The organism is Vibrio sp. ABH4_348 (assembly GCF_056159765.1).
Map to the genome: position 1 here is coordinate 1,392,400 of NZ_JBSWVW010000001.1, position 22,750 is coordinate 1,415,149.

Sequence of the window (22,750 nt, forward strand, 5' to 3'; positions counted from 1 at the left end):
TACTATCCTTTTGAATGAGTAATACGCCAACAATTGTGAATATGTTGATTGCGTTTGAAGTCCTGAGGTAACGTCTTGCTAGAAATATTCTGCGCGTCCAAACCCAAGGCTTTCAGAGCCTCAATGTCCATCTTAAAGTGACGTTTGTTGTTTGAGAAAATTAGCGTACCGTCCTGCGCTAGAATGCGCTTGAGATCTATTAGTAATTCAACGTGATCGCGTTGAACGTCGAATGTAGCTTGCATTCGTTTAGAGTTCGAAAACGTTGGTGGATCGATAAAAATAAGGTCGAATGTACGATCGCAGTCTTTTAACCATTGCAAGCAATCCGCTTGCTCAAACTGGTGTTGACGTCCTATTTGACCATTTAGTGCCATGTTTTCTTTGGCCCAAGCTAAATAGGTGTTGGACATATCCACAGTCGTTGTATTTTTCGCACCACCACAGGCGGCATGGACGGTTGCGGACCCCGTATACGCAAATAGATTGAGGAAACTCTTACCTTTGGCAAGCTCGCCAAGCATTTTACGAGTGAGCTTGTGGTCCAAAAACAGCCCCGTGTCCAAGTAGTCAGTAAGATTAACGATTAACTTAACGCCGTATTCATTAACTTCTAAATGATCTGCTTGTTGTGACAGTTTTTGATATTGCTGTTTACCCTTCTGTTTCTCTCGAACTTTCAGAATGACGTTGTTCGCATCGATTCCTGTCACTTGAATTGCAGCACGTATTACGTCTGTAAGGCGACGTTTCGCCTTCTCTGGCGCAATCTTCTTAGGGGCTGCGTACTCTTGGATTACAAGATGATCAGGATAAATATCAATCGCGACGTTGTAGTCAGGTAAATCAGCATCGTAGACGCGGTAACAATCTAGTTGCTCTTTTTTAGCCCATTTACCTATCTTTTGAATGTTCTTTTTCAAGCGGTTGGCAAAATCAGGGGCGATAATTGATTGAGTCGAACTGTTCCCGCCCTCTTTTATCTGAGTTTCCGCAACATCACGAGCACGATCTGAAACAAGATAGTTTTTCTGGTGACAGCGTAACGCACCGTTGCTGACTTTATACGTTTTGTCGGCACGCATTCGCAAGCAGCTCAACAGCTCTTCTGAGCTACTTAATAATGAAACGTGACAACCTGGGAAGTTATGCTTTAGGTTGCCACCAAATGCGGTGTAAAGAGCGATTAGTCCTGGATGCGTGCCCAATCGTTCGCCATAAGGAGGGTTAGATACGATAAAGCCTTTATCAAAACCTTGAGGACGGCTTGAAATAGTTGCATCCGCTTTGCAGAAAGAAATCAGGTCTTGTACACCTGCTCGTTGGGCATTTTCTTTGGCAACGGCCAATACTTTAGGCTCTAGCTCAATGCCGAATAGATTTGCTTCTGCTTTATTTATGCCGCGTTTTGCCTTAACGGAGGCTTCACTTTTTATTTCGGTCCATATATCGCGTTCAAAATCATTCAGATTCTCAAAAGACCAAGACTTACGATTGACACCCGGTGCACAATTGGCAGACATCATTGCAGCTTCAATTACAATAGTGCCCGAACCACACATTGGGTCTAAAAGTGGTTCACCTGGTTTCCAACCGCTGCGGATAAGAATGGCAGCGGCAAGAGTTTCTCTTAGTGGCGCTTGTCCTGCTCGGGTGCGATAACCGCGCTGGTGAAGCCCACTGCCAACCATATCAATGCCCAGCAAAGCCTGTTCTTTGTGTAGGCGGACATGAACACGTAGATCTGGATGATCTTTGTCGATCGACGGTCTTTTATGGCCTTGTTTTTCAAAGCTATCGACAATGCCATCTTTAACTTTCATCGCGCCATATTGACTATTGCGAATTTCGCGATTAGTTCCGTTAAAGTCCACCACAAATTTTTTGTTCGCCGCGAACTGCTGAGTCCAGTTCACTGCACTAACTGACAAGTAGAGATCCATATCGTCTTCGCAACGAAACTCACTCAGCACCTTCACAAAACGAGATGCCAAACGACTCCAAAGACAGCATCGATAAATGAGTTCATTGCTCGCTTTAAATTTTACGCCTGCCTGAATCGGCTCTGGGTTACTGACGCCAAGTTCTTTTAACTCATCAACCAGTAAGTTCTCTAGTCCATTAGCGGTCACTGCTAAATATTGGTGCATAAACGACTACTCAAGAAAATTTGGGGACGCATTATACCCTAGTTTACCGAGCGAATGAGAGTTACTGCGGCATTTAGCGAAAAAAGAAACGGCCAATGCGTAATTGTTGATTAAAACAAAGACAACTCCGTTATAAATTTTAGGTTTTGTTAGTCATGAACCGACTGAAATCGTCAAATATGTTACAGCGTAATTATTTTGCACGAACTTCAGCTAGCTGTTTTAAATCTAATCACTCAGTTGAACTTCGTTGTACACAGCCTTCAGATACAAGTCATTGAGTGAATTAAAGGTGATTCACTTCAATTTAGTCCAATCACCGCACTCAAAGCTTGTTTAGCCTTTTCCTATCACAAGACCTTTGTGATCAAACCGCTTTCCAGCCAAATCGCTCCATATTTTAGCGCTCAAATTGCCTATCACATTATTGGAACCCCAATTTTAGGGGCTTTCGAACGAAGTGCGCGCATACTTATTCGCCGTATAATTGGTATATACCAGAGCTGTTTTTACACTGTAAATTTATTACATAACGTAGCTAATACGGGAAATTTAGGTGGCATACCGCTCAAAACAAGCGAAAATCACCAGGATTTAGACGTAATTGTCTTTTCAAAAAAGGGATTAACATCACGAATTAATAGTGACGCTTAGTTGCTAATTTTGGTTTGACAGAACGGAAAACAAAAAAAAACCGGCTTTAAAGCCGGTGGGAAATGAAATTAAAGGAACGAAAATGAACGTAGGGCTTTGCCCTGGGGATTAACCTTTAGCCAACTTTGGCCATAGGCAAAACTTGAAACTCGTGATTGGCTAGTGCCATTCGGTCGTGCATAACCTTTATCGGTTCACCAAATTTAAGCGATTTACATCCATCAAGCTGGAAACCTTCTAGTGACGTACAGATGCAAAGGCTTGCGTTGTCACCTACTTCAACCAAGAGGAACAGCTCATTAGAATGAGCATTACTTAGGCGAACTAAGTCCCCTTCGTGCAAGATATCACCAGAATAATCAGTGTGGTCGAAATACCAACTTTTGGGCTGAATGGGTTTGTGAAATCGCTTGGCTGCAACAGCGTATAGAGCAAGTTCTGCAGCGCGCCATTGATTTACATCGTCGAGCTGCTCTAGTTGTTCAATAAAAGCTTGATATGCGGTTGCATCTTCGACACAAAATTCATTGACCCCTTTGGCGTGTTCCACCAATAGTTTTCGTGCAAGATTGGTTTTGAAGTGCATATCATCCAAAGACAGCATTAGACGTTCTTCGTGGTCATCATAGAACCAAGTCCAGCTTTCATTTGGCTTTAACATACTACTCCTCCCCTACACATTGATTAAATTGGATTTCAGATTGAAATAATCGTATGTAAAGGTCGGATAAATAAAAAGAGGAAACTGCATAACAGTTTCCTCTTAATTTCACGCTAAATTGCTTTTCACTATTTACGAATAGTTTATAAATTCATCGAGCTATATTTTGTGACAGTGTGACAATTAAATGTTCTTAACAATATCTTTGACCAAGTTTGGCCCATGATAGATAAAGCCACTGTAAACTTGCACCAAAGATGCACCTGCCATCATTTTTTCTTTCGCTGATACAAATGAATCGATACCACCTACACCGATAATTGGTAAACGGCCATCGAGTTCTTTCGCTAAGGTTCGGATCACTTCGGTGCTTCTCGACTGAACCGGACGTCCACTGAGTCCACCTGCTTCCGTTGAATGTTTCATACCTTCAACAATGCTTCGGTCAAGAGTAGTATTCGTCGCAATCACACCATCGATATTATTTTTGATCAGAGACTCACAGATTTGTGAAATCTCATCGTCACTAAGATCCGGTGCGATCTTAAGTGCTACAGGAACGTACCTTCCGTGTTTTTCTGCTAACTCAGATTGTTTTTCTTTTAATCGCTCAAGTAATTCATCAAGCGCCTCACCATATTGCAGCGAGCGCAATCCTGGTGTGTTTGGAGATGAAATATTCACCGCGATGTATCCCGCGTATTGATACACTTTCTCCATACAAATCAGATAATCATCAGTACCCTTTTCAATTGGCGTATCTTTGTTTTTGCCAATATTGATACCGAGAATACAATCGTATTTGGCTTTCTTGACATTTTCGACTAGGTTGTCGACACCAGCATTATTGAACCCCATACGGTTGATAATGCCTTCCGCTTCTACTAAACGAAATAGCCTTGGTTTGTCATTACCCGGTTGAGGACGAGGTGTTACTGTCCCTACTTCAACAAAACCGAAACCCATTGCATCAAATGCTTCGATGCACTCACCGTTTTTGTCCAAACCCGCGGCTAAACCAACTGGGTTGCGAAACGTAAGACCCATACATTCTACTGGGCGGTGAGGAAGTTGTTGACGATAGAAGAGATCGAATGGTGTACCAGTGAAACGTTTGAAATTTTGAATTGCGACATCATGTGCCTTTTCGGCATCAAGTTGAAATAAGCCAGCTCTGGCAAGACGGTAAAGCATTGTGCCTCCGAAAGAAAAAAGCCCCGTACAAACGGGGCTATATTATTTACTCATTCGAGGAACAATTCAAATTTAATAACATGAGTTCTCGCAATGCGACTGAGAATTTAGCAAATTCATGCACTGAACCAACTTTAAATTCATTGAGGATGTTTTCCCAACGATGTAAAGCCAGCTCATTTTTGGCAATCCACTCATCAAGTGCTTTGATTACATCGACGTCATCTCCGCAATTACAATTGAGCACTTGGCTAGTCAATTGACGTTGCTGCCAATCCAGGTCTTCTCGGAAAGCGGCTCTTGCTAACGCCTGCCAGTTATTATCAACTGCTTGGCCGTTAATTTGTTTCAAGAACCAATGCAGAGACAATCTATCACCCAAGGTGTAATAGAGTTTTGCACACTGCTCGACCGATACATTGATTTCACGCGCAACGGAAGAAATGTCCATGACCGAGTATAAACTCGACAGTCTTGATACGTAATGAGCGACATCTTTACTGATGCCTTTTTCAATCCATGACTGTGCTTTCTCTTTGTGCTCGGTCACTTCTGACTCTACCAAGGTAATATCAATTTTACCTTTCACTTCATCAACATCGTTTTGATACAAGGCTATCAGATCATTGACGTTACTCACTGAAACTTTATTTCTCAGTAACCAACGAGTCAGTCTGCGAAGTGTGCGACGCACGAAGAACAGCAAATCGTACTGAGCGTCGCTTTGAGCGATGTTGTCTAACTTACGGACCGATTCAAATACTTCACCTAAGCTGTATATTTCTCTTGCTGCGGTGTACGCATTGGCAATATCAACAACACTTGACCCAGTTTCTTCTTCAAGTCGAGTCACGAAGTTGCAACCCATTTCGTTAACCATTTGATTGGCTAACATAGTTGCGATGATTTCTGCGCGCAGTGGATGAGTATCCATTTTGTCAGCGTACTTGCCGCGAAGCTCAGATGGGAAATAATTGATCAAGCGTTGTGCATGGAATGGATCATTGGCGATCGCTTCATCTACCAACTGCTCTTTCAACACCATTTTGCCGTACGCCACCAAAACGGAAAGCTCTGGGCGCGTTAATGCAAATCCAAGCTTTTCACGTTCAAGTAGTGTTTCATCATCCGGAATGTACTCTAGTGCTCGATCGAGATAGCCTGCTTTTTCCATTGTATGAATAAAGCGAATTTGCTCTTTCACCAATGACACACCTTGATGTTCAGTGACTGAAATTGACTCTGACTGACAGTAAGCATCATCAAGAACGATTTCACTGACTTCATCTTCCATCGATTCAAGAATGTTATTGCGCTGCTTGACCGTTAAGTCTCCATCTGCCACCAGACTATTCAAGAAGATTTTGATGTTCACTTCATTATCAGAACAATCCACACCACCAACATTATCGACAAAGTCGGTATTAACGCGTCCGCCATTTAGTGCGTATTCCACACGACCTAATTGGGTTAAGCCTAGATTACCGCCCTCGCCAACAATTTTTGCACGCAGTTCGTTACCATTAATTCGCAACGCATCATTTGCGCGGTCACCTACATCAGTATCCGTCTCTTTCGAAGATTTCACATAAGTGCCGATACCGCCATTCCAAAGTAGGTCGACCTTCATCTTGAGGATCTTTTTGATCAACTCATTTGGTGTCACAGTCGACTTTTTGGTACCCAACATTTTTTGAATTTCAGGGCTAAGCGTGATGGATTTTGCTCGTCTAGAGAACACGCCTCCGCCTTTGGAGATCAGTTTAGGGTTATAGTCTTCCCAGCTAGACCTTGGCAAGTTGAACAAGCGGTCGCGCTCTTTCCAACTTTTCGCAGCATCAGGGTTAGGATCAATGAAGATATGCAGATGGTTAAACGCCGCTTGCAAGCGGATATGCTTGGAAAGCAACATACCGTTACCAAACACGTCACCCGCCATATCACCCACACCCATTGCGGTGAAGTCTTCGTTTTGACAATCAATACCAAGCTCACGGAAATGACGCTTAACTGATTCCCAACCACCTTTAGCGGTAATACCCATTGCTTTGTGGTCATAACCATTTGAACCACCGGATGCAAAGGCATCTCCAAGCCAGAAGTTGTATTCAGCAGAGACAGAGTTCGCAAGATCTGAGAATGTAGCCGTTCCTTTATCTGCGGCAACGACAAGATAAGCATCGTCTTCATCATGGCGAACCACGTTTTCAGGTGGTACCACCTGACCTTCGACAATGTTATCCGCAACATCTAGAAGAGCACGAATGAAGCGTTTGTAACAGCGTTGACCCTCGGCAAAAATCTCATCGCGCGAGGTAAACATGTGTTGCTTCTTACATACAAAACCGCCTTTTGCACCCACTGGCACGATAACGGTGTTTTTCACTTGTTGTGCTTTCACCAGCCCGAGAATTTCGGTTCGGAAATCTTCTTGTCTGTCTGACCAACGCAAACCACCACGAGCAACCTTACCACCGCGTAGATGAACACCCTCGATATCAGGCGCGTAGACAAATATTTCAAACGCGGGAACCGGTTGAGGAATCTCTGGGATTTCACTTGGTTTCAGTTTCAACGACAACCAAGGTTTAGGTTGGCCATCTTCACCTTCTTGGTAATAGTTAGTTCGCAATGTTGCTTGGATCATTTCCATGTATCGGCGGACAATTCGATCGTCATCCAAACTTTCAACATGATCCAGCTGCTCGGTGATGTCCTTAATAAGATCTTGTTGACCTTTTTGGCTGCCTTTGTTTTTTGGATCAAAACGTTTGGCAAACAACTTGACCAACGCCGTTGCTATTTTTGGATAGTGATTAAGCGTATCCTCGATGTATTGTTGGCTAAACGGGAAGCCAACTTGACGCATGTAACGAGCGTATGCGCGTAAAATAGAGATTTCGCGGCCAGTGAGTGATGCCCCCAAAACCAAGCGGTTAAAGCCATCACTTTCAATATTTCCACTCCAAATATCCGCAAAAGCGTGCTGGAATCGGTCGCGTGCTTCTCGCAAGTCTACCGAGTTCTCACTCTTATGCAGCATCGAGAAATCTAGAATCCAGAAAGTTTGACCATCAGATTTAACTATCTCGTATGGCGACTCACCTATTACACGTAAACCTAAGTTCTCTAACATTGGCATTACGTCAGAAAGGTGGATCGGCTCGTCCCTATGATATAGCTTTAAGCGTACCTCTTTAGAATTGATCCCGACCTCTTGAGGACGGTAGAACAACATATCTAATTTATGGTCATCACTCAGTTTTTCGAGGCGCTCGATATCTTCAACCGCAGCGCTTGGCAATACCGCCTCTTTGTATGAACGAGGGAACGCACGTAAATAGTCTTTTGAAAGTGGTAAACCTTTGCTATTGCCCATGCTACTTATCATCACTTCGGACAAACGGTCATCCCAAGTCGAAGATGCTTCCATAAGATTTCTTTCAATTGTCTTCACATCAATGTCTTTATTGTTGTTATCCACACGGACAATGTAGTGTGTTCTAGCCAATGGGCTTTCAGAGAAATACGTGGTGAACTCTACGTCTTGCTCACAGCCAAAATGCCGCTTAAGAATTCGTTGAGTTTGACGACGAAGCTCAGTGTTGTAGCGTTCTTTGGTAACGTAAACCATACAGCTAAAGAAGCGTCCAAATGGATCGCGACGCACAAACAAACGCAGCATGTCTCTATCCTGCATTTGTACAACACCGGTCCCCACTTCAAGCAGCTCTTGCTCTTTTGCTTGCAGTAGCTCGTCTCTCGGGTAGTTTTCAAGAATGTTGTGCAGAGCTTTATACGAATAAGAGCCCTCTCTATAACCGCTTTGCGCCAAGATGCGCGCCACTTTATCACCAATCAAAGGAATACTCTGAACACTCTGGTTGTACACCGCTGACGTGTAAAGTCCTGTAAAGCGATGTTCGCCAATGACTTTTCCGTTTTCATCAAACTTTTTGATGCCAATGTAATCGGTATACGCTGGTCTGTGAATGCGGCTCTGCTTGTTACCTTTAGTTACTATCAGTAAGTAAGGCTTTTTGGCCTCTTTACGTGCTGAGTCAGAAAACTCGGACAGTTTTACACCTCGAACGCGCTTGCTGTCAGCGAATAGTCCCAACCCAGATTCTTTAGTGGGTTTAAGCTCGGCGCTGTCACCTTCACCGACTAAGTCATATTCTTTGTAGCCCATGAAAGTAAAATTATGGTTGCCCAACCAACGAAGAAACTGAACTGACTCTTCGACGTGTTCAGATTCGAGTGCTGAGTTCTTAATTTGGTTGCCAACTTGGTTGGTTACCTCTTCCAGTTTTTCAACCATAAGAAGCCAATCTCTAACCACTAACCCTGTGTCAGACAAAATGCCTAGTAACTCATTTTTGAGCATACCCATTTGCTCTTTATTACTTAGGCGATCCACTTCCAAGTGGAATAGAGATTGAAGCGGTCCGCTTCCGCTGTTAATACCAGTGATAATTCCATTATCATCTCGATCAACCTGTGTGGGACCGTTCAACATAAGATGACATGACATATCTAAACGGCTTAATGCCATTTTTAAAGAATCCACCAAAAATGGACTGTCTGGAACGACGATTTCAACGATGGTATGAGTCGACTGCCAACCTTGTCGGCTTACTGTCGGATTGAATACTCTCACGGACACATCATTGTGCAGTTTCTCATTGACGTGATTCCAAAGACTGACAACCGCACCATAAAGGTCAGATTCGTTTCTTTCTATCAAGTCATCTTGAGAAATATTATTGAATAAATGTTGAGCAAGTTGAGTAACGAGGGATTGCTGGGTAGGTTCGAGTTTGTCTTGAATAAGTTGGTACACTTTTTCAAGAAGAACCGGCATTATTGTTTCACGCGCGGTCATAGACACACTCCACGTTTCGAATTGTCTGTTTTTATTGGGTTAATCTAAGCATAGTGCTTAAAACGGGTCTTGCCCGACTATTGTAAAAGCAATAGCACTAAAACGTTACCATTTTGCTAAATCCGCCCAGACAATAATTCAATTATTGTGATAAATGTATTATTTAATCTAGCGAAATAAGCCCATCTACAGCATTTCTAGCTTCAAGAACTTATTGTTTTGGTCAGTTGTCAATCTAAAACGACCTTTTATGCCCAACTGAGTTAAAAACGGACGAAAACGGGCAGCCGGTAATTGAAGTTTGAGTCCTTGATCGGTAACCACTAATACCGAAGATGCTGCACCTGAGTAATGTTGAAGAAACGCCTGATAAGTAATGGACAAGTTAAAGTAGAACTTTTGCATTTGATACGTTGCGCTTTACAAGGTCGAGTTGTAGTACGTCTTTCACAATACGAAAAGCACGAGCTAACTACAAGATTCAATACGAAAAAAGCTGGCAGAAGCCAGCTTAAAATAAAGTATGTTCAATATTGTATTGAATTAGTTTTCCAGTGCCTTACTGACTTTTTCAAATAGGTCTTTGGCAAGGTTGTCTAATTTTTGTAAAGACTCTAGCTCAGTGCGAATTAGCGCTTGACGCTGCTCATCATATTTCTTGAACTTCAACAGTGGATCAATAAGTCGAGATGCTACTTGTGGGTTTAGTGTATTCAGTTCTTTTAATATCTCACCAGCAAACTGATAACCCGCACCAGAGCGATTATGGAAATTGACTGGGTTTTGATTTAAAAATGCTCCAACCAAACTACGAGTACGATTTGGGTTTTTCAGACTAAAGGCTTCGTGATTCATCGAATCTTTAATCACCTCCAACGCATTTTCCGCAGGATTACTTCCTTGCAGCATAAACCACTTGTCCATGACTAGACCATCGTGCTTCCACTTATTGCTGTAGTCGTCAATCAACGTTTGACGGCAAGCAAGCTTAGCTGAGTTTGCTGCTTTCATTGCTGCAACCGTATCGGTCATATTGTTGGCTTGTTGATACTGAGATAACACCAGATCATTGCCTGAATCTGTGTACGCCAATAGGGCCAAACACACATTTCTCAAAGAACGTTTACCAATACTGATGTGTTCTACTGAGTACTTGTCTTGTTTATGACTGTGATACACCGCGGTAAGTTCATCAACCAATGCAACGGCAAGAGTTTTCTCGAACTGCCCGAGCACATCGGCAATCGCGTCTACATCGACAACATCGTACCAACCTGCTACTTCGTTGTGATTTGGCAACGTCAGCATTTCTGCAATGAATGCCGGCTCTAACGAATCGCTAAGCAATACGCCTCGGAATGCATCAATCACCGCTTCAGAAAATTCTAGATTGCGTCCAGCTTGGACATTTTCTACATTTGACTTGATGTATTTAGCTAGCAATAGCTGACCTGCATCCCAACGAGCAAAGTCATTACGAGCATGCGACATCAAGAAAATAAGTTCTTCGTCTGAGTAGTCATAACTCATTATTACCGGAGCAGAAAATTCTCTCAGCAGCGACGGGATTGGCTTTTCAGAAACACCTTCAAAGACAAACGACTGCTCGGCTTCAGTCACATTGAGTACATTGCCAACCGTTTTACCTTGGCTGACTAACTCAATAACTTCGCCATTACCGTTATACAGTTCAACATCAAATGGAATGTGCAAAGGTAGCTTTTCCGTTTGCTCTTGAGTCGCTGGAGTATGCTGCTTCACCGTCAAGGTATACGTTTGATTCTGGTCATCATAACTGCTGGTTACATCCAGTCTTGGCGTACCCGACTGACTGTACCAACGTCTAAATTGAGTTAGGTCGACACCACTGGCATCTTCCATTGCTTTAACAAAGTCTTCGCAGGTTGCCGCAGTGCCGTCATGACGATCAAAGTACAGCTTCATGCCTTTTTGGAAACCATCTTCACCCAGCAAGGTATGCATCATTCGGATAACTTCGCTGCCTTTTTCGTACACAGTTACTGTGTAGAAGTTATTCATTTCAATAACTTTATCAGGGCGAATTGGGTGAGACATTGGGCTCGCATCTTCGGCAAACTGAGGTCCACGAATAACTCGAACATTGTTAATTCGATTTACTGAACGTGAGCCGAGATCTGACGAAAACTCTTGGTCACGGAAAACCGTTAGGCCTTCCTTTAGACTTAGCTGGAACCAATCACGGCAAGTCACTCGGTTACCGGTCCAGTTATGGAAATACTCGTGACCAATCACAGCTTCAATACCAAGGTAATCAGTATCTGTCGCAGTCTCATCATTAGCCAGCACAAACTTGGAGTTAAAGATATTAAGACCTTTGTTTTCCATCGCGCCCATGTTGAAGAAATCAACCGCAACAATCATGTAAACATCAAGATCGTACTCTAGGCCAAAGCGCTCTTCATCCCACTTCATTGAGTTGATAAGCGATGTCATCGCATGAGGCGCTCGGTCTAAGTTGCCTTTGTCGACAAAGATTTCTAAATCTACTTTGCGTCCAGAGCCAGTAACAAATTCATCTCGCAACACATCAAAATCACCGGCCACTAGTGCAAACAAGTACGCTGGCTTTGGATGTGGGTCAAACCACTTCACCCAATGACGGCCGTTGTCTAATGTCCCCTCGTCTACTCGGTTTCCGTTAGCAAGTAAGTATGGGTAAGCCTCTTGCTGGGCAATAACCGTAGTGGTGTATCGGGCGAGCACATCTGGGCGGTCTAAGAAAAAGGTAATACGACGGAAGCCTTCAGCTTCACACTGAGTACAAAATGCGCCGCCAGATTTATAAAGTCCTTCCAATAATGTGTTGGCTTCTGGATTGACTTGAGTTTCTATGCGAAGTTCAAACGTTTTTGGAAGACCATGAATTGCCATCCCGCCTTCGACTAACTCGTAATTAGTCCAATCTTGATTGTCTACCTGAAGCGATTTCAGAATAAGATCTTCACCTTGCAGTTCTAGCGTTGAAGACTCACCTAGCTGCTTAACTTTTGAGGTAGCCGTAACAATCGACGAGGTATCAAATAAGTCGAAAACCAAGTCGATATCGGTAATAGTGTGGTTTGGAGCTTGGTAATCTTTACGATACTTAGCTTGAGGCGACTGTGACATGTCGTTTTCCTTATCACTTATAGTTGATTTTTCGGATGCTAGCTTACCTTCCAGCAAACAAAAATACGAGACGTGTTAACCAGCGTCTCGTATTAAACTGTAATAGAAATCAATCAATAGTGTTGGGTTTTGTTTACAGCGAGCTCTATTCAGAGTCCCGCGCTATTTTACTTAATCCGGTTCAACACCACCTGCATATCCCCTTCTTCGAGGTCAATGGTAAGCTTGTCGCGATTGAGCGTGTATTTGGTGTCGTGTTCACCGTCCTCATAAAGAAGCACTAAATGGTCGCCTTCGGTGTAATAGATGCCACGATGCACAGCTTCTTCGCCTGAACTATTGGTGATTCTGAACATAAAGACAAAGTCAGGTTGTAATACCAAGTCGAGTGCGTCCAAATCGTGTTCGTTCGATCCAGCTAAGGTTAGTTGCTCGCTGGACCACATCCCGGCTAGAGAATTGGATAACGCTTTAGTAAAAGTCACACCGTTTAGAGAGAGCGTGTTGTGACTGCCGGAATACTCGTAAACTTGAGGTTCATCTGAATTAAGCCCGAGAATAATGGTGCTATCATCTGCAGTGTAAATACCTTGCCAGTGATCAACCGTGTAGTCTTTCTTTTGGATATCAATGGTGAAGTCGTAATTTGAATCGAAGGTTAGCTTGATGGCCAAGAAGTTTTCTTGTGACATATCTGGGTTAGGGTTAACCAGATACCAGTCTCCAAGTAGGAACGGTACGTCGAACTGAGTGAGGTCATTTTTTGATGCAAAGGCATTAAATGACATCGACGTACAAGCAAACAAAATTAGAATCCACTTCATACTTTCTTCCTCACTTTTCTTTTAAGCGTAGGTTCAAGTATTCAACAAAGCGAGTTTATTAGATCTAAATCACATTAATTTCCAATCAAAAAAAAGCGGCTTATCAATAAGCCGCTTTCTAAGGGTTTGAATTTACTAGTTAGAAATCATATCAAGCATAATATCCACAGACTCGTCTAAATAAACGTCTGGTGCTTCATAATCCTTCGGAACATCATCTAGCGAGGCAAAAACTTTGCCATCAATCGATTTTTGACGCTCATTAATTCGGGCTAGTTTCAGTTCATCTTCTTTGCGATTTTCAGCTTGTCTTTGCGCCAAGTTCAGCGACAAAACATTATCGTCTTTTTTCTCGCGGTAATCTTTGATGTCTTTGAGAATAAAACCGAATTCCAAACTGCTATCTACACGTTCTTCATGCAGTTTTGATAGCTTAGACACCAAACTATCGTTACGGCGTAACTGGTTATAATCGGCGCGCTGAATGCTGTCCCAAGGTAGTGCATTGTCTTCGACACTCTCGCCTGTCTCATCCGGATTAATTGCGGTAGGGTAAGCAATATCAGGCACTACGCCTTTGTTTTGCGTACTTCCACCGTCAATACGATAAAACTTTTGAATAGTGTATTGAACGTAACCCAACTCTTTGTCAAACAAATCGTAGATATGATTTAGCGAGCGATGCTGCTGTACTGTACCTTTGCCGAAAGAGTTTTCACCAAGAATTATCGCTCTACCGTAATCTTGAAGTGCGGCAGCAAAAATTTCGGAGGCTGATGCACTGTAACGGTTAATTAGCACAGTCAGAGGGCCTTCGTAGCTGGTTTTGCCGTCGGTATCATTGTTGACATTCACACGGCCGTAACTGTCTCTGACTTGAACAACCGGACCTTCTTCAATGAAAAGTCCAGTAAGTGCCGTAGCTTCTGTTAACGCACCACCACCGTTGTTACGTAAGTCGACAATAATGCCTGAAACACCTTGCTTTTTAAGGTCTTGTATCAATGCATCAGTATCTCTTGCCAAGCCAACATAGAAACTTGGAACTTCAAGAACACCAACTTTCTCACCAGCACGCTCAATAACCTCAGCTTTAACAGCTCGGTCTTCTAAGCGAATCTTATCGCGAACAATAGTAACCACTTCTCTCTTGGAATCTTGACCTTCTGGCAAGATTTCAAGGAAAACCTTGGTTCCTTTTGGCCCTTTGATGAGTTGAACAACATCGTCAAGTCGCCAGCCAATGACATCAACGATGTCCTCGCCTTCTTGGCCAACACCTATGATGCGATCACCTTCCGCAAGCTGTTTGCTTTTTGAAGCCGGTCCACCAGCCACAAGAGAACGAATAACTGTGTAGTCGTCGGTCATTTGCAACACGGCGCCGATACCCTCTAAAGAGAGGTTCATTTCTGTTTGAAACTGTTCGGCATTACGCGGGGAAAGATAGCTGGTATGAGGATCGACTTCTCTAGCGAAGGCATTCATGTACACCTGAAAGACATCTTCACTCTGAGTTTGGCTCAAACGTTTTAGCGCATTGTTGTATCGCTTTGCCAAGACTTCTGTAATTTCATCCCAAGATTTACCAGTCAACTTTAGGTTCAGAGCATCGTGCTTGACGCGCTTTCTCCACAAGTTGTCTAGTTCGTCTTGGCTCTGAGGCCAAGGAGATTCAGCGCGATCAAGTTCAATAAACTCATCACCGCTAAAATCCATTTCTTCGTCAAGTAACGTTAAGGCGTATTGCAGTCTTTCGAAACGACGCTTCATTGATTCGTTGTACAAATCAAATGCGATTTGGTTATTACCGGCCTTTAGTTGATCATCCAGCAAAGACGACCACTTAGCGTATTCATCGACCTCTTGTTGGGTAAACAAGTGCTTGTTGTAGTCTAACGCTTCAAGATAACGGTCAAAAACAGCTTGAGAGAAATCGTCATTCAAATCGAAATGTTTGTAATGAGAACGAGTAAAGCGTGACTGGACACGTTTGCTAGCCGTTTTATGCTGAGCTTCGGGAGACAATTCAGGTAAGTCATTGATAGAAAGCGTTGACTCAACTGCTTGTAGAGGTGTTGCCGCTAGCACAAGGCTAGCAGCAACAAGGGTAAGTTTAGAGCGGCATTTCATGCGTAGGAGATTCTCCTTTATGCGCGCAAGTGCTCCACTTTAACAACCATTTGTAGGCCATTGGACAACTGAACGCGCACATCTTCCTTATTGATTTCAACAATGGTAGCAGCCATGTTTCCTTTGCCCATGTTTACGTTTACGTCTTTGCCTACGATCACTTCATCAGCATTGAGGTTACGCGTTTCCACAGGTTTTTGAGGCTTCTGGCTCTTACCTTGATTACGACGAGGTGCGGGCTTTTTCGCTTTCGCCTTAGTTTTGTTTTCTTCTTTATTCTTTTGCTGTTGCTCTTTTTTGCGAGCTTGAACGCGAGCCTTGCTTTCCGCCAACGCGTTTTGTGCGTGCTCTACGTGTTCTGCTTCAAGCTCACCACATGAGTTACCGTCCAAATCAACGCGTTCTGCGCCAACTTTAACACCATGAAGGTAACGCCATGATGAAGTGTACTGTCTCAACGCTGCACGGAGTTGAGTTTTGCTCACTTTAGGATCTTCATTCAATCTTTCAGCAAGATCTTGAAAGATACCAATTTTGAGTGGCTTAGCTTCACCTTTTACAGTAAAGCACTTAGGGAAACATTCAGCAATATATGCGATAACTTCTTTGCTGCTTTTCAACTTTTCAGTGTTTTCCATGAGGATTCCTGGTTATTACGGACTTTCCGTGAGCTTTTTTCTTCGCGCCAAAGGCGCTGAGGTAAAATAATGTCCGTATTATAGTGACCCAAATATGAAAAACCACCGTGTAAGTAGATTTTTATAATTTAATCGCGTGAGAAGTCAGCACCTTTTCCAATTCTTGTACCAAGTGTTCTAAACCTTGTTGATCCACTTCGCTAAATCTGCCCACTATCGGACTATCAATATCCAATACGCCAATTACGTTTCCGTTAACTGAGAGCGGAATGACAATTTCCGAGTTACTGGCGGCATCACAAGCGATGTGTCCCTCGAACTCATGCACATCATAAACTCGCTGTGTTTCATTTTTTTCAAACGCGGTTCCGCATACACCTTTGCCAATTGCGATACGTACACAGGCAGGTTTACCTTGGAATGGCCCCAGAACCAGTTGGTTTTCTTTCAACAAATAAAAGCCCACCCAATTTATATCTTTAAGTTCCATATTAAGTATGGCGCTCACGTTAGACAGGTTTGCAATCAGATCAGGTTCGCCTTCAGTCAAAGCAACAACTTGTTTAGAGAGGCTATTATATTGTTCTAGGTTCATTGGACTTCCTTACCACATTGGTCACAATTCGTTTAGAGACTTCTCACGAATTTCTACGTAAAATCAAATACAAGTCGTAAAAGCAAGGACGCGAGATGTCTCAAGTTGCCAACACTATTAACCGTTCTTGGTTGATAACACAAGCGAAAAAACACAAAGTAAAACTGCTTTTTGCCAATGCTATCGCTATTCTCGCCACGGTTATCAGTGTTCCAATTCCCCTACTCATGCCTTTGTTGGTGGACGAAGTGTTGCTCGAAAAACCCGCGACTGGCATCAGTCTTCTAAACATCGTGCTACCTCAGTCCTTACAAAACGCGACTGGATACATCTTTACCGCGTTGTTTTTGGTGGTCTTGATGCGGATTAGCAGCCAAGCTCTCAATATTTTGCAGAGCCGACAATTTACGCTGGTCTCTAAAACCATCACTTATAAAATTCGCACCTTGATGCTAGACAAGCTCTCTAGAATCAGCATTAGACAGTACGAAACCAGAGGCAGTGGAGGAATCAACTCCCATCTTGTCACTGATATTGAAACTATTGATCAGTTTATCGGAACCACCCTAAGTAAATTTTTAGTGAGCTTACTGACGGTCGTCGGGACCGCAGGTGTGCTTCTCTGGCTCGATTGGCGCTTGGGTTTACTGATCCTCACAGTCAACCCTATTGTGATCTACTTTTCACGAAAGTTGGGCAACAAAGTTAAACACCTTAAAAAGCGTGAAAACCAAGCGTTTGAAAAGTTTCAAAACAGATTGGTTGAAACTCTCGATGGCTTGTATCAACTAAGAGCGGCAAATCGAGAACGAGAATTCATACGAGAGTTAAAGCAGCAGGCAAACCAAGTTCGTCTCGACGCGGATAAGTATGCTTGGCAGTCCGAAGCTGCTAACCGACTGTCCTTTTTGCTATTTTTGGTTGGTTTTGAGTTGTTTCGGGCAGTCGCCATGGTCATGGTCGTGTTTAGCGACTTAACAATTGGCCAAATGTTCGCCGTGTTTGGCTACCTTTGGTTTATGTTAGGCCCGGTACAAGAATTATTAAGTATCCAATTTTCATGGTTTAGCGCCAAAGCCGCTATCAATCGAATTAACGATGTCATGTTGCTGGAAGAAGAACACAAGCCGGAATGCCAGCGTAACCCCTTTGAAAACCAGCAAGGTCATGAGAGCAACGTGGAGGTTCAAATCGATAACCTGTGCTTCTCTTACAATGACGAAAACCAAGTGCTCAACAACCTATCACTTCGTATACCTAGTGGTAAAAAAGTCGCGCTTGTCGGTGCTAGTGGCGGCGGAAAGTCGACCTTGATTCAATTACTCATTGGCGTCTATAGACAAACTTCCGGCAATATTTATTACAATGACGTTTCGACTCAAGAATCTGGATTTGATGTCGTTCGAAACAATATAGCGGTCGTCCTGCAGCAACCAATTTTATTTAATGACACGTTAAGAGCGAATCTAACCTTAGGTGCACAATTTAACGACGATGAACTTTGGCGCGCGCTCGACATTGCGCAGCTAGATGATGTGGTTAATCAGCTAACGGAAGGATTGGAGTCGCAAATCGGACGCAACGGGTTGCGTCTATCCGGTGGGCAACGACAAAGATTAGCTATCGCACGAATGATTTTATCTAGCCCTAAGTTCGTTATTTTGGACGAAGCGACATCTGCACTCGATACTGAAACTGAATCGCGGTTACACAATGCGCTTGATGCATTTTTGGTTGGCCGCACTACCCTAATTGTGGCGCATCGTTTATCTGCAGTTAAACGAGCCGATTTTATTTACGTTTTGGAAGACGGTACTGTGAGCCAATCTGGCACTCACGCCGATTTGCTCAGCGAAGAAGGAATTTACCAAACTCTGTATGGAAACGTCCAAACCGCAAGTTAGTTCTCAACATTCCCATGTCACGGATTCCGAGGACACGGGATACCCTGATGTGCGTTTGTGTCACGGTTGCGAGTTGCCTGTTGCCAATGGGCCACTTCGCCGTGGTAGAAGTGCTTATTGTCCTCGTTGTGGTAGCAAGCTTTATCGCGGTGGCCTATCTTCTTTGTCCGGTAACTTCGCCATTGCGTTGACATGCCTATTAATCTTTATTCCCGCCCACCTTTTCGATTTTGTCAGCATACGGCTGTTTGGCATGATGATTCCTGCCACGTTACCTGAAGGAATATGGGCATTAACCCAAGAAGGATTTTGGTTTCTTTCTCTTTTGGCACTGCTTGTTTGCTCAATTGCACCGCTGGTTTTATATTTCGCGGTCGTCGGCTTACATTTGGGCTTACGTCATCGCTCCTTTCTACTGTTTAAATACTCAGCCAAAACCGTGGATAAAGTAAAACACTGGGTTATGATAGACGTTTTCTTGGTTAGCGTCGCGATCTCGTGCTTTAAGCTTCAAGACTATTCAGAAATTTATTTACAGCCCGGTTTGTATGCATTGCTATTAATGCAGGTGTTTACCGTTCTACTTTTAACCCGTTTGAATACAAGACGCTACTGGGAATCTTGGCAACCAAGTATTGCTTTCAATACCGAAAAGCCTGAAATCCATTGTACGAATTGCAATTTGACTCAAGCAAATGGCAACGATTGCCTACGTTGCGAAAGCCCGCTACATCACGTCAAACCCAGAGCATTGCAAAAGACATGGGCATACTTGATCACTTCCTCTGTTTGTTTGTTTCCAGCCAATTTCATTCCAATCTCTATTCTGATGACCAACGGTAATCGACTTGAAGACACCATTATGTCCGGCGTCGCGTCGCTCATAACGAGCGGTAAAATTGGTATAGCTGTGATCATATTTGTCGCCAGTATTTTGGTGCCAATAGCAAAAATTCTTGGGCTCGCGTACCTGCTCGTCTCTGTTCACCTTAAAACTAAAACTCACCAACGGCATAAGATGCAAATCTACTTTGTGGTCAAATGGATAGGTAAGTGGTCAATGATGGATTTATTGGTCATTTCCATTATGATGACCTTAGTGGATCGCGGTCAGGTTCTCGACTTTACTCCAGGAATGGGTGCAGTTGCCTTTGGTCTCGTCGTCGTGCTAACCATGTTGGCAGCGGAAACTTTTGACCCCAGATGGCTATGGCATGCCAATAATCAGCAAGATAAAAAGACATAGATGACAGACAATAATTCTCCAATACCGGTTCAATCGCCTGAAATCAGACGCAATTTTGGTATCTCACCGTTGTGGTTATTGCCTATTTTGACCATGGCGCTTGCTGGGTGGCTCTTGATGAAGTCTATCCAAGACGCAGGACAACGTATCCAGATTCACTTTTCTGATGCTCAAGGGTTGATTGCTGGGCGTACACCCATTCGCTATCAAGGTCTTGAAGTTGGTATGGTGCGAGACATTAATCTTGCTGAAGATTTAAGCGATATTTTTGTCGATGCAGACATCTACCCTGAAGCCATCAAACTTTTGTCTGAAAACACGCGTTTCTGGTTGGTCAAACCAACAGCGTCGCTATCTGGTGTATCTGGCTTAGATGCTCTGGTATCTGGAAACTATGTCGCTATAGACCCCGGAAACGAATCTGAAGTCAGTAAAACCGAGTTTGTCGCGTTAGAGCAAGCACCTTCTGACCTGCACGCCAAACAAGGTCTTAATCTTACTCTAAAAGCAAATTCACTTGCGGGTATCAATATTGGTTCTCAGATCGTATTTAAAAAAATACCCATTGGTGAGGTTTACAGTTATCAGCTCAATCCAGAAGACAAGTCACTGTCTATTCAAGCCTATGTAAAAGAGCAATATCGCGGATTGATTAACGACAACAGCCGCTTCTGGAATGCCAGTGGCGTCAACGCCGAGCTCGGATTTCAGGGGTTGAACGTTCATATCGAAAGCCTCAGTGCGATCATAGGTGGAGCAATCGCCGTTGATTCACCGCAAGATGGTAAACCAATTGCCGATAGTACTGAGTTTACTCTCTACCCAGACTTATCCTCTGCAGGTAGAGGGATACCAATTAGTGTTCAGCTACCTGAAGACCACGGTATAACAGGTAGCCAAGCTCCCATCATTTATCGTGGGATCGAAATTGGTGAAATCACTTCTATCCATTTCGATAAAGCAAGACAAAACATATACGCAGATGCCGTTATCGAGCCAGCTTATCAGGACCTGTTAACTCAAGGTGCAATGTTTGTGGTTGAAGAACTGGAGGTGTCACTAAAAGGCTTAGACAACCTATCCAATCTAGTCACGGGCAATTACATTTCTTTGATTCAAGGCGGTGGTGACTCAACCACCAACTTTGTCGCGATCACCAAAGTTGAACAAGAAGAGCAAAACCTCAAAACGGACATCCTAACTCTCGCGGCGAACGAAAGCTTCGGCCTTAGCAAAGGCAACCCGCTACTGTATCGAGGCGTTGCCGTCGGTCATATTGTAGATATTGAGCTGGATAGAGATCAGGTTCGTTTCAAAGTGGCAGTTGAAAGGCCTTATGCTGACCTTGTTCGTTCGAAAAGCCGATTCTTTATCGATAGCCATATTCGCGCTGAATTGTCTGAAAAAGGACTTGATGTCACGCTTCCCAATGCGAAACAAGTACTGCTTGGGGGCATCACCTTCACCAGTGAAGGAAGCCAAACCAATAACACGTCGTTTACTTTATTTGCCAGCAAGGCGCTGGCTGAACTCGCATCGCAAACAGCCGTTGGAAACACTCAAATCGAATTGATTGCCAATAAACTTCCGCCGGTCCAAGCTGGTAGTCCTGTACTGTACCGCAATTTGCAAGTCGGTGAAGTGGTTGACTATCGTCTCGCCAACGAAGGTATCATCATCAAGTTGAGTCTCGAAAAATCCTATGACTATTTACTCAACCCCAATACGGTTTTCTGGAATTACTCTGGGGTAAGAGTTGACGCCAGTCTAGAGGGTGTGAAAATTGAAGCAGCTCCAATCAAATCGTTAATAAACGGAGGAATTGCCTTTGATACCCTCCCTAATGTGTCAAACCGTACAGGTGACAAATGGACTTTGTTTGAAAGTTTTGACGCAGCAAAACGCTCAGGTGCGGTGTTAACTTTGTTAGCTGATAAAGACGTCGAAGCATCAGTAGGCACACCAATACGCTATCGAAGCGTCGAAGTTGGAGAGATTACGGAAGTCATTCCTAACTTCACCAAGGAAACTCTAGTACTCAAAGCAATCATCGACCCACTTTTTATTAATCAGATTGCCAAGGAACATTCTGTATTTTGGGTTTCCAAACCGATCGTTGCTCTAACTCGCATCGAGAACCTTGAAAGCTTGATCGACAATAGTATCCAAGTTCAACCTGGCTCAGGTAAACAACAAACGCGTTTTCAGCTTCAAGATAAACCACCAGCAGAATCGAGTGTGCGCTTTGTATTGCAGAGTGAAAATAAAGGGTCAGTCACAGAAGGCACACCTATCCTTTACAGAGGAATCGAAGTCGGCCAAGTGGATGCAGTACACCTTGGAGAGGTCGCTGACAGAGTTTTGTTCGATGTGACCGTGTCACAAGAATACGCTTATTTAATTCGAACCAACACCCTATTCTGGAACGCGTCTGGATTTGATGTATCCATTGGTTTAACAGGTGCTGACATTAGAGCAGGCTCACTGGATAGCATTGTTCGCGGAGGCATCTCTTTTGCCACGCCTGAGAGTAAAGTTCTCAAGCCACAAGCTCAGGCTGGTCGCTCGTTCTATTTGCACCCAACCGCTAAACAAGATTGGTCTAATTGGCGAACCGCCATACCTAAGCCCTAATACCGAGTTCACCACATAAAAACGCAACCTTGTAGGTTGCGTTTTTTGTTATACTCACCAGCTAAATTCGCTATGCAGTTTC

At 43.5% G+C, this 22,750-nt stretch carries 13 protein-coding genes; 3 read left to right on the forward strand and 10 right to left on the reverse strand.

All coding sequences use genetic code 11. The features are described 5' to 3' along the window. Positions 1–2: 2 nt before the first annotated feature. The 10 genes from rlmKL to ACXAFJ_RS06305 form a co-directional block, all read right to left on the reverse strand. Positions 3–2,150 (reverse strand): bifunctional 23S rRNA (guanine(2069)-N(7))-methyltransferase RlmK/23S rRNA (guanine(2445)-N(2))-methyltransferase RlmL, encoded by a 2,148-nt coding sequence (gene rlmKL / locus ACXAFJ_RS06260; RefSeq protein WP_475322175.1) that lies wholly within the window; start codon positions 2,148–2,150, stop codon positions 3–5. Positions 2,151–2,919: 769 nt separating this feature from the next. Continuing rightward, positions 2,920–3,465 (reverse strand): cell division protein ZapC, encoded by a 546-nt coding sequence (locus ACXAFJ_RS06265; protein WP_475322176.1) that lies wholly within the window; start codon positions 3,463–3,465, stop codon positions 2,920–2,922. 183 nt (positions 3,466–3,648) lie between these two features. Continuing rightward, entirely contained in the window at positions 3,649–4,659 is a 1,011-nt protein-coding gene (pyrD, locus tag ACXAFJ_RS06270) for a quinone-dependent dihydroorotate dehydrogenase (protein WP_475322178.1), read from the reverse strand. Between the two features lie 46 nt (positions 4,660–4,705). Beyond that, positions 4,706–9,544, reverse strand: a complete 4,839-nt coding sequence (locus ACXAFJ_RS06275; protein ID WP_475322179.1) for an NAD-glutamate dehydrogenase — start codon at positions 9,542–9,544, stop codon at positions 4,706–4,708. A gap of 186 nt (positions 9,545–9,730) precedes the next feature. Further along, a complete protein-coding gene (locus tag ACXAFJ_RS06280) occupies positions 9,731–9,949 on the reverse strand; it encodes a DUF2835 domain-containing protein (protein ID WP_475322180.1) in 219 nt (72 codons plus the stop codon). A gap of 138 nt (positions 9,950–10,087) precedes the next feature. Then, positions 10,088–12,694, reverse strand: coding sequence for an aminopeptidase N (gene pepN, locus ACXAFJ_RS06285; RefSeq protein ID WP_475322182.1), 2,607 nt, complete (start codon positions 12,692–12,694; stop codon positions 10,088–10,090). A gap of 167 nt (positions 12,695–12,861) precedes the next feature. Further along, positions 12,862–13,518, reverse strand: a complete 657-nt coding sequence (locus ACXAFJ_RS06290; RefSeq protein ID WP_475322184.1) for a hypothetical protein — start codon at positions 13,516–13,518, stop codon at positions 12,862–12,864. A gap of 135 nt (positions 13,519–13,653) precedes the next feature. After that, positions 13,654–15,651 (reverse strand): carboxy terminal-processing peptidase, encoded by a 1,998-nt coding sequence (gene prc, locus ACXAFJ_RS06295; RefSeq protein ID WP_475322186.1) that lies wholly within the window; start codon positions 15,649–15,651, stop codon positions 13,654–13,656. A 17-nt stretch (positions 15,652–15,668) separates the two neighbouring features. Beyond that, a complete protein-coding gene (gene proQ, locus ACXAFJ_RS06300) occupies positions 15,669–16,289 on the reverse strand; it encodes an RNA chaperone ProQ (RefSeq protein ID WP_475322188.1) in 621 nt (206 codons plus the stop codon). Between the two features lie 121 nt (positions 16,290–16,410). After that, positions 16,411–16,884 carry a GAF domain-containing protein gene (locus tag ACXAFJ_RS06305; protein ID WP_475322189.1) on the reverse strand — a complete coding sequence of 158 codons (474 nt, stop codon included), beginning with the start codon at positions 16,882–16,884 and terminating at the stop codon, positions 16,411–16,413. A 95-nt stretch (positions 16,885–16,979) separates the two neighbouring features. Between ACXAFJ_RS06305 and ACXAFJ_RS06310 the strand changes: the two genes are divergently transcribed. The 3 genes from ACXAFJ_RS06310 to ACXAFJ_RS06320 are packed head-to-tail and all read left to right on the forward strand — an operon-like array spanning position 16,980 to position 22,668. Then, positions 16,980–18,788, forward strand: coding sequence for an ABC transporter ATP-binding protein (locus ACXAFJ_RS06310; RefSeq protein WP_475322190.1), 1,809 nt, complete (start codon positions 16,980–16,982; stop codon positions 18,786–18,788). Continuing rightward, entirely contained in the window at positions 18,763–20,034 is a 1,272-nt protein-coding gene (locus ACXAFJ_RS06315; RefSeq protein WP_475322192.1) for a PqiA/YebS family transporter subunit, read from the forward strand. Before ACXAFJ_RS06310 ends, ACXAFJ_RS06315 begins: the two co-directional genes overlap by 26 nt. After that, positions 20,035–22,668, forward strand: a complete 2,634-nt coding sequence (locus tag ACXAFJ_RS06320; protein WP_475322193.1) for a PqiB family protein — start codon at positions 20,035–20,037, stop codon at positions 22,666–22,668. It begins immediately after the preceding gene. Positions 22,669–22,750: the final 82 nt, after the last annotated feature.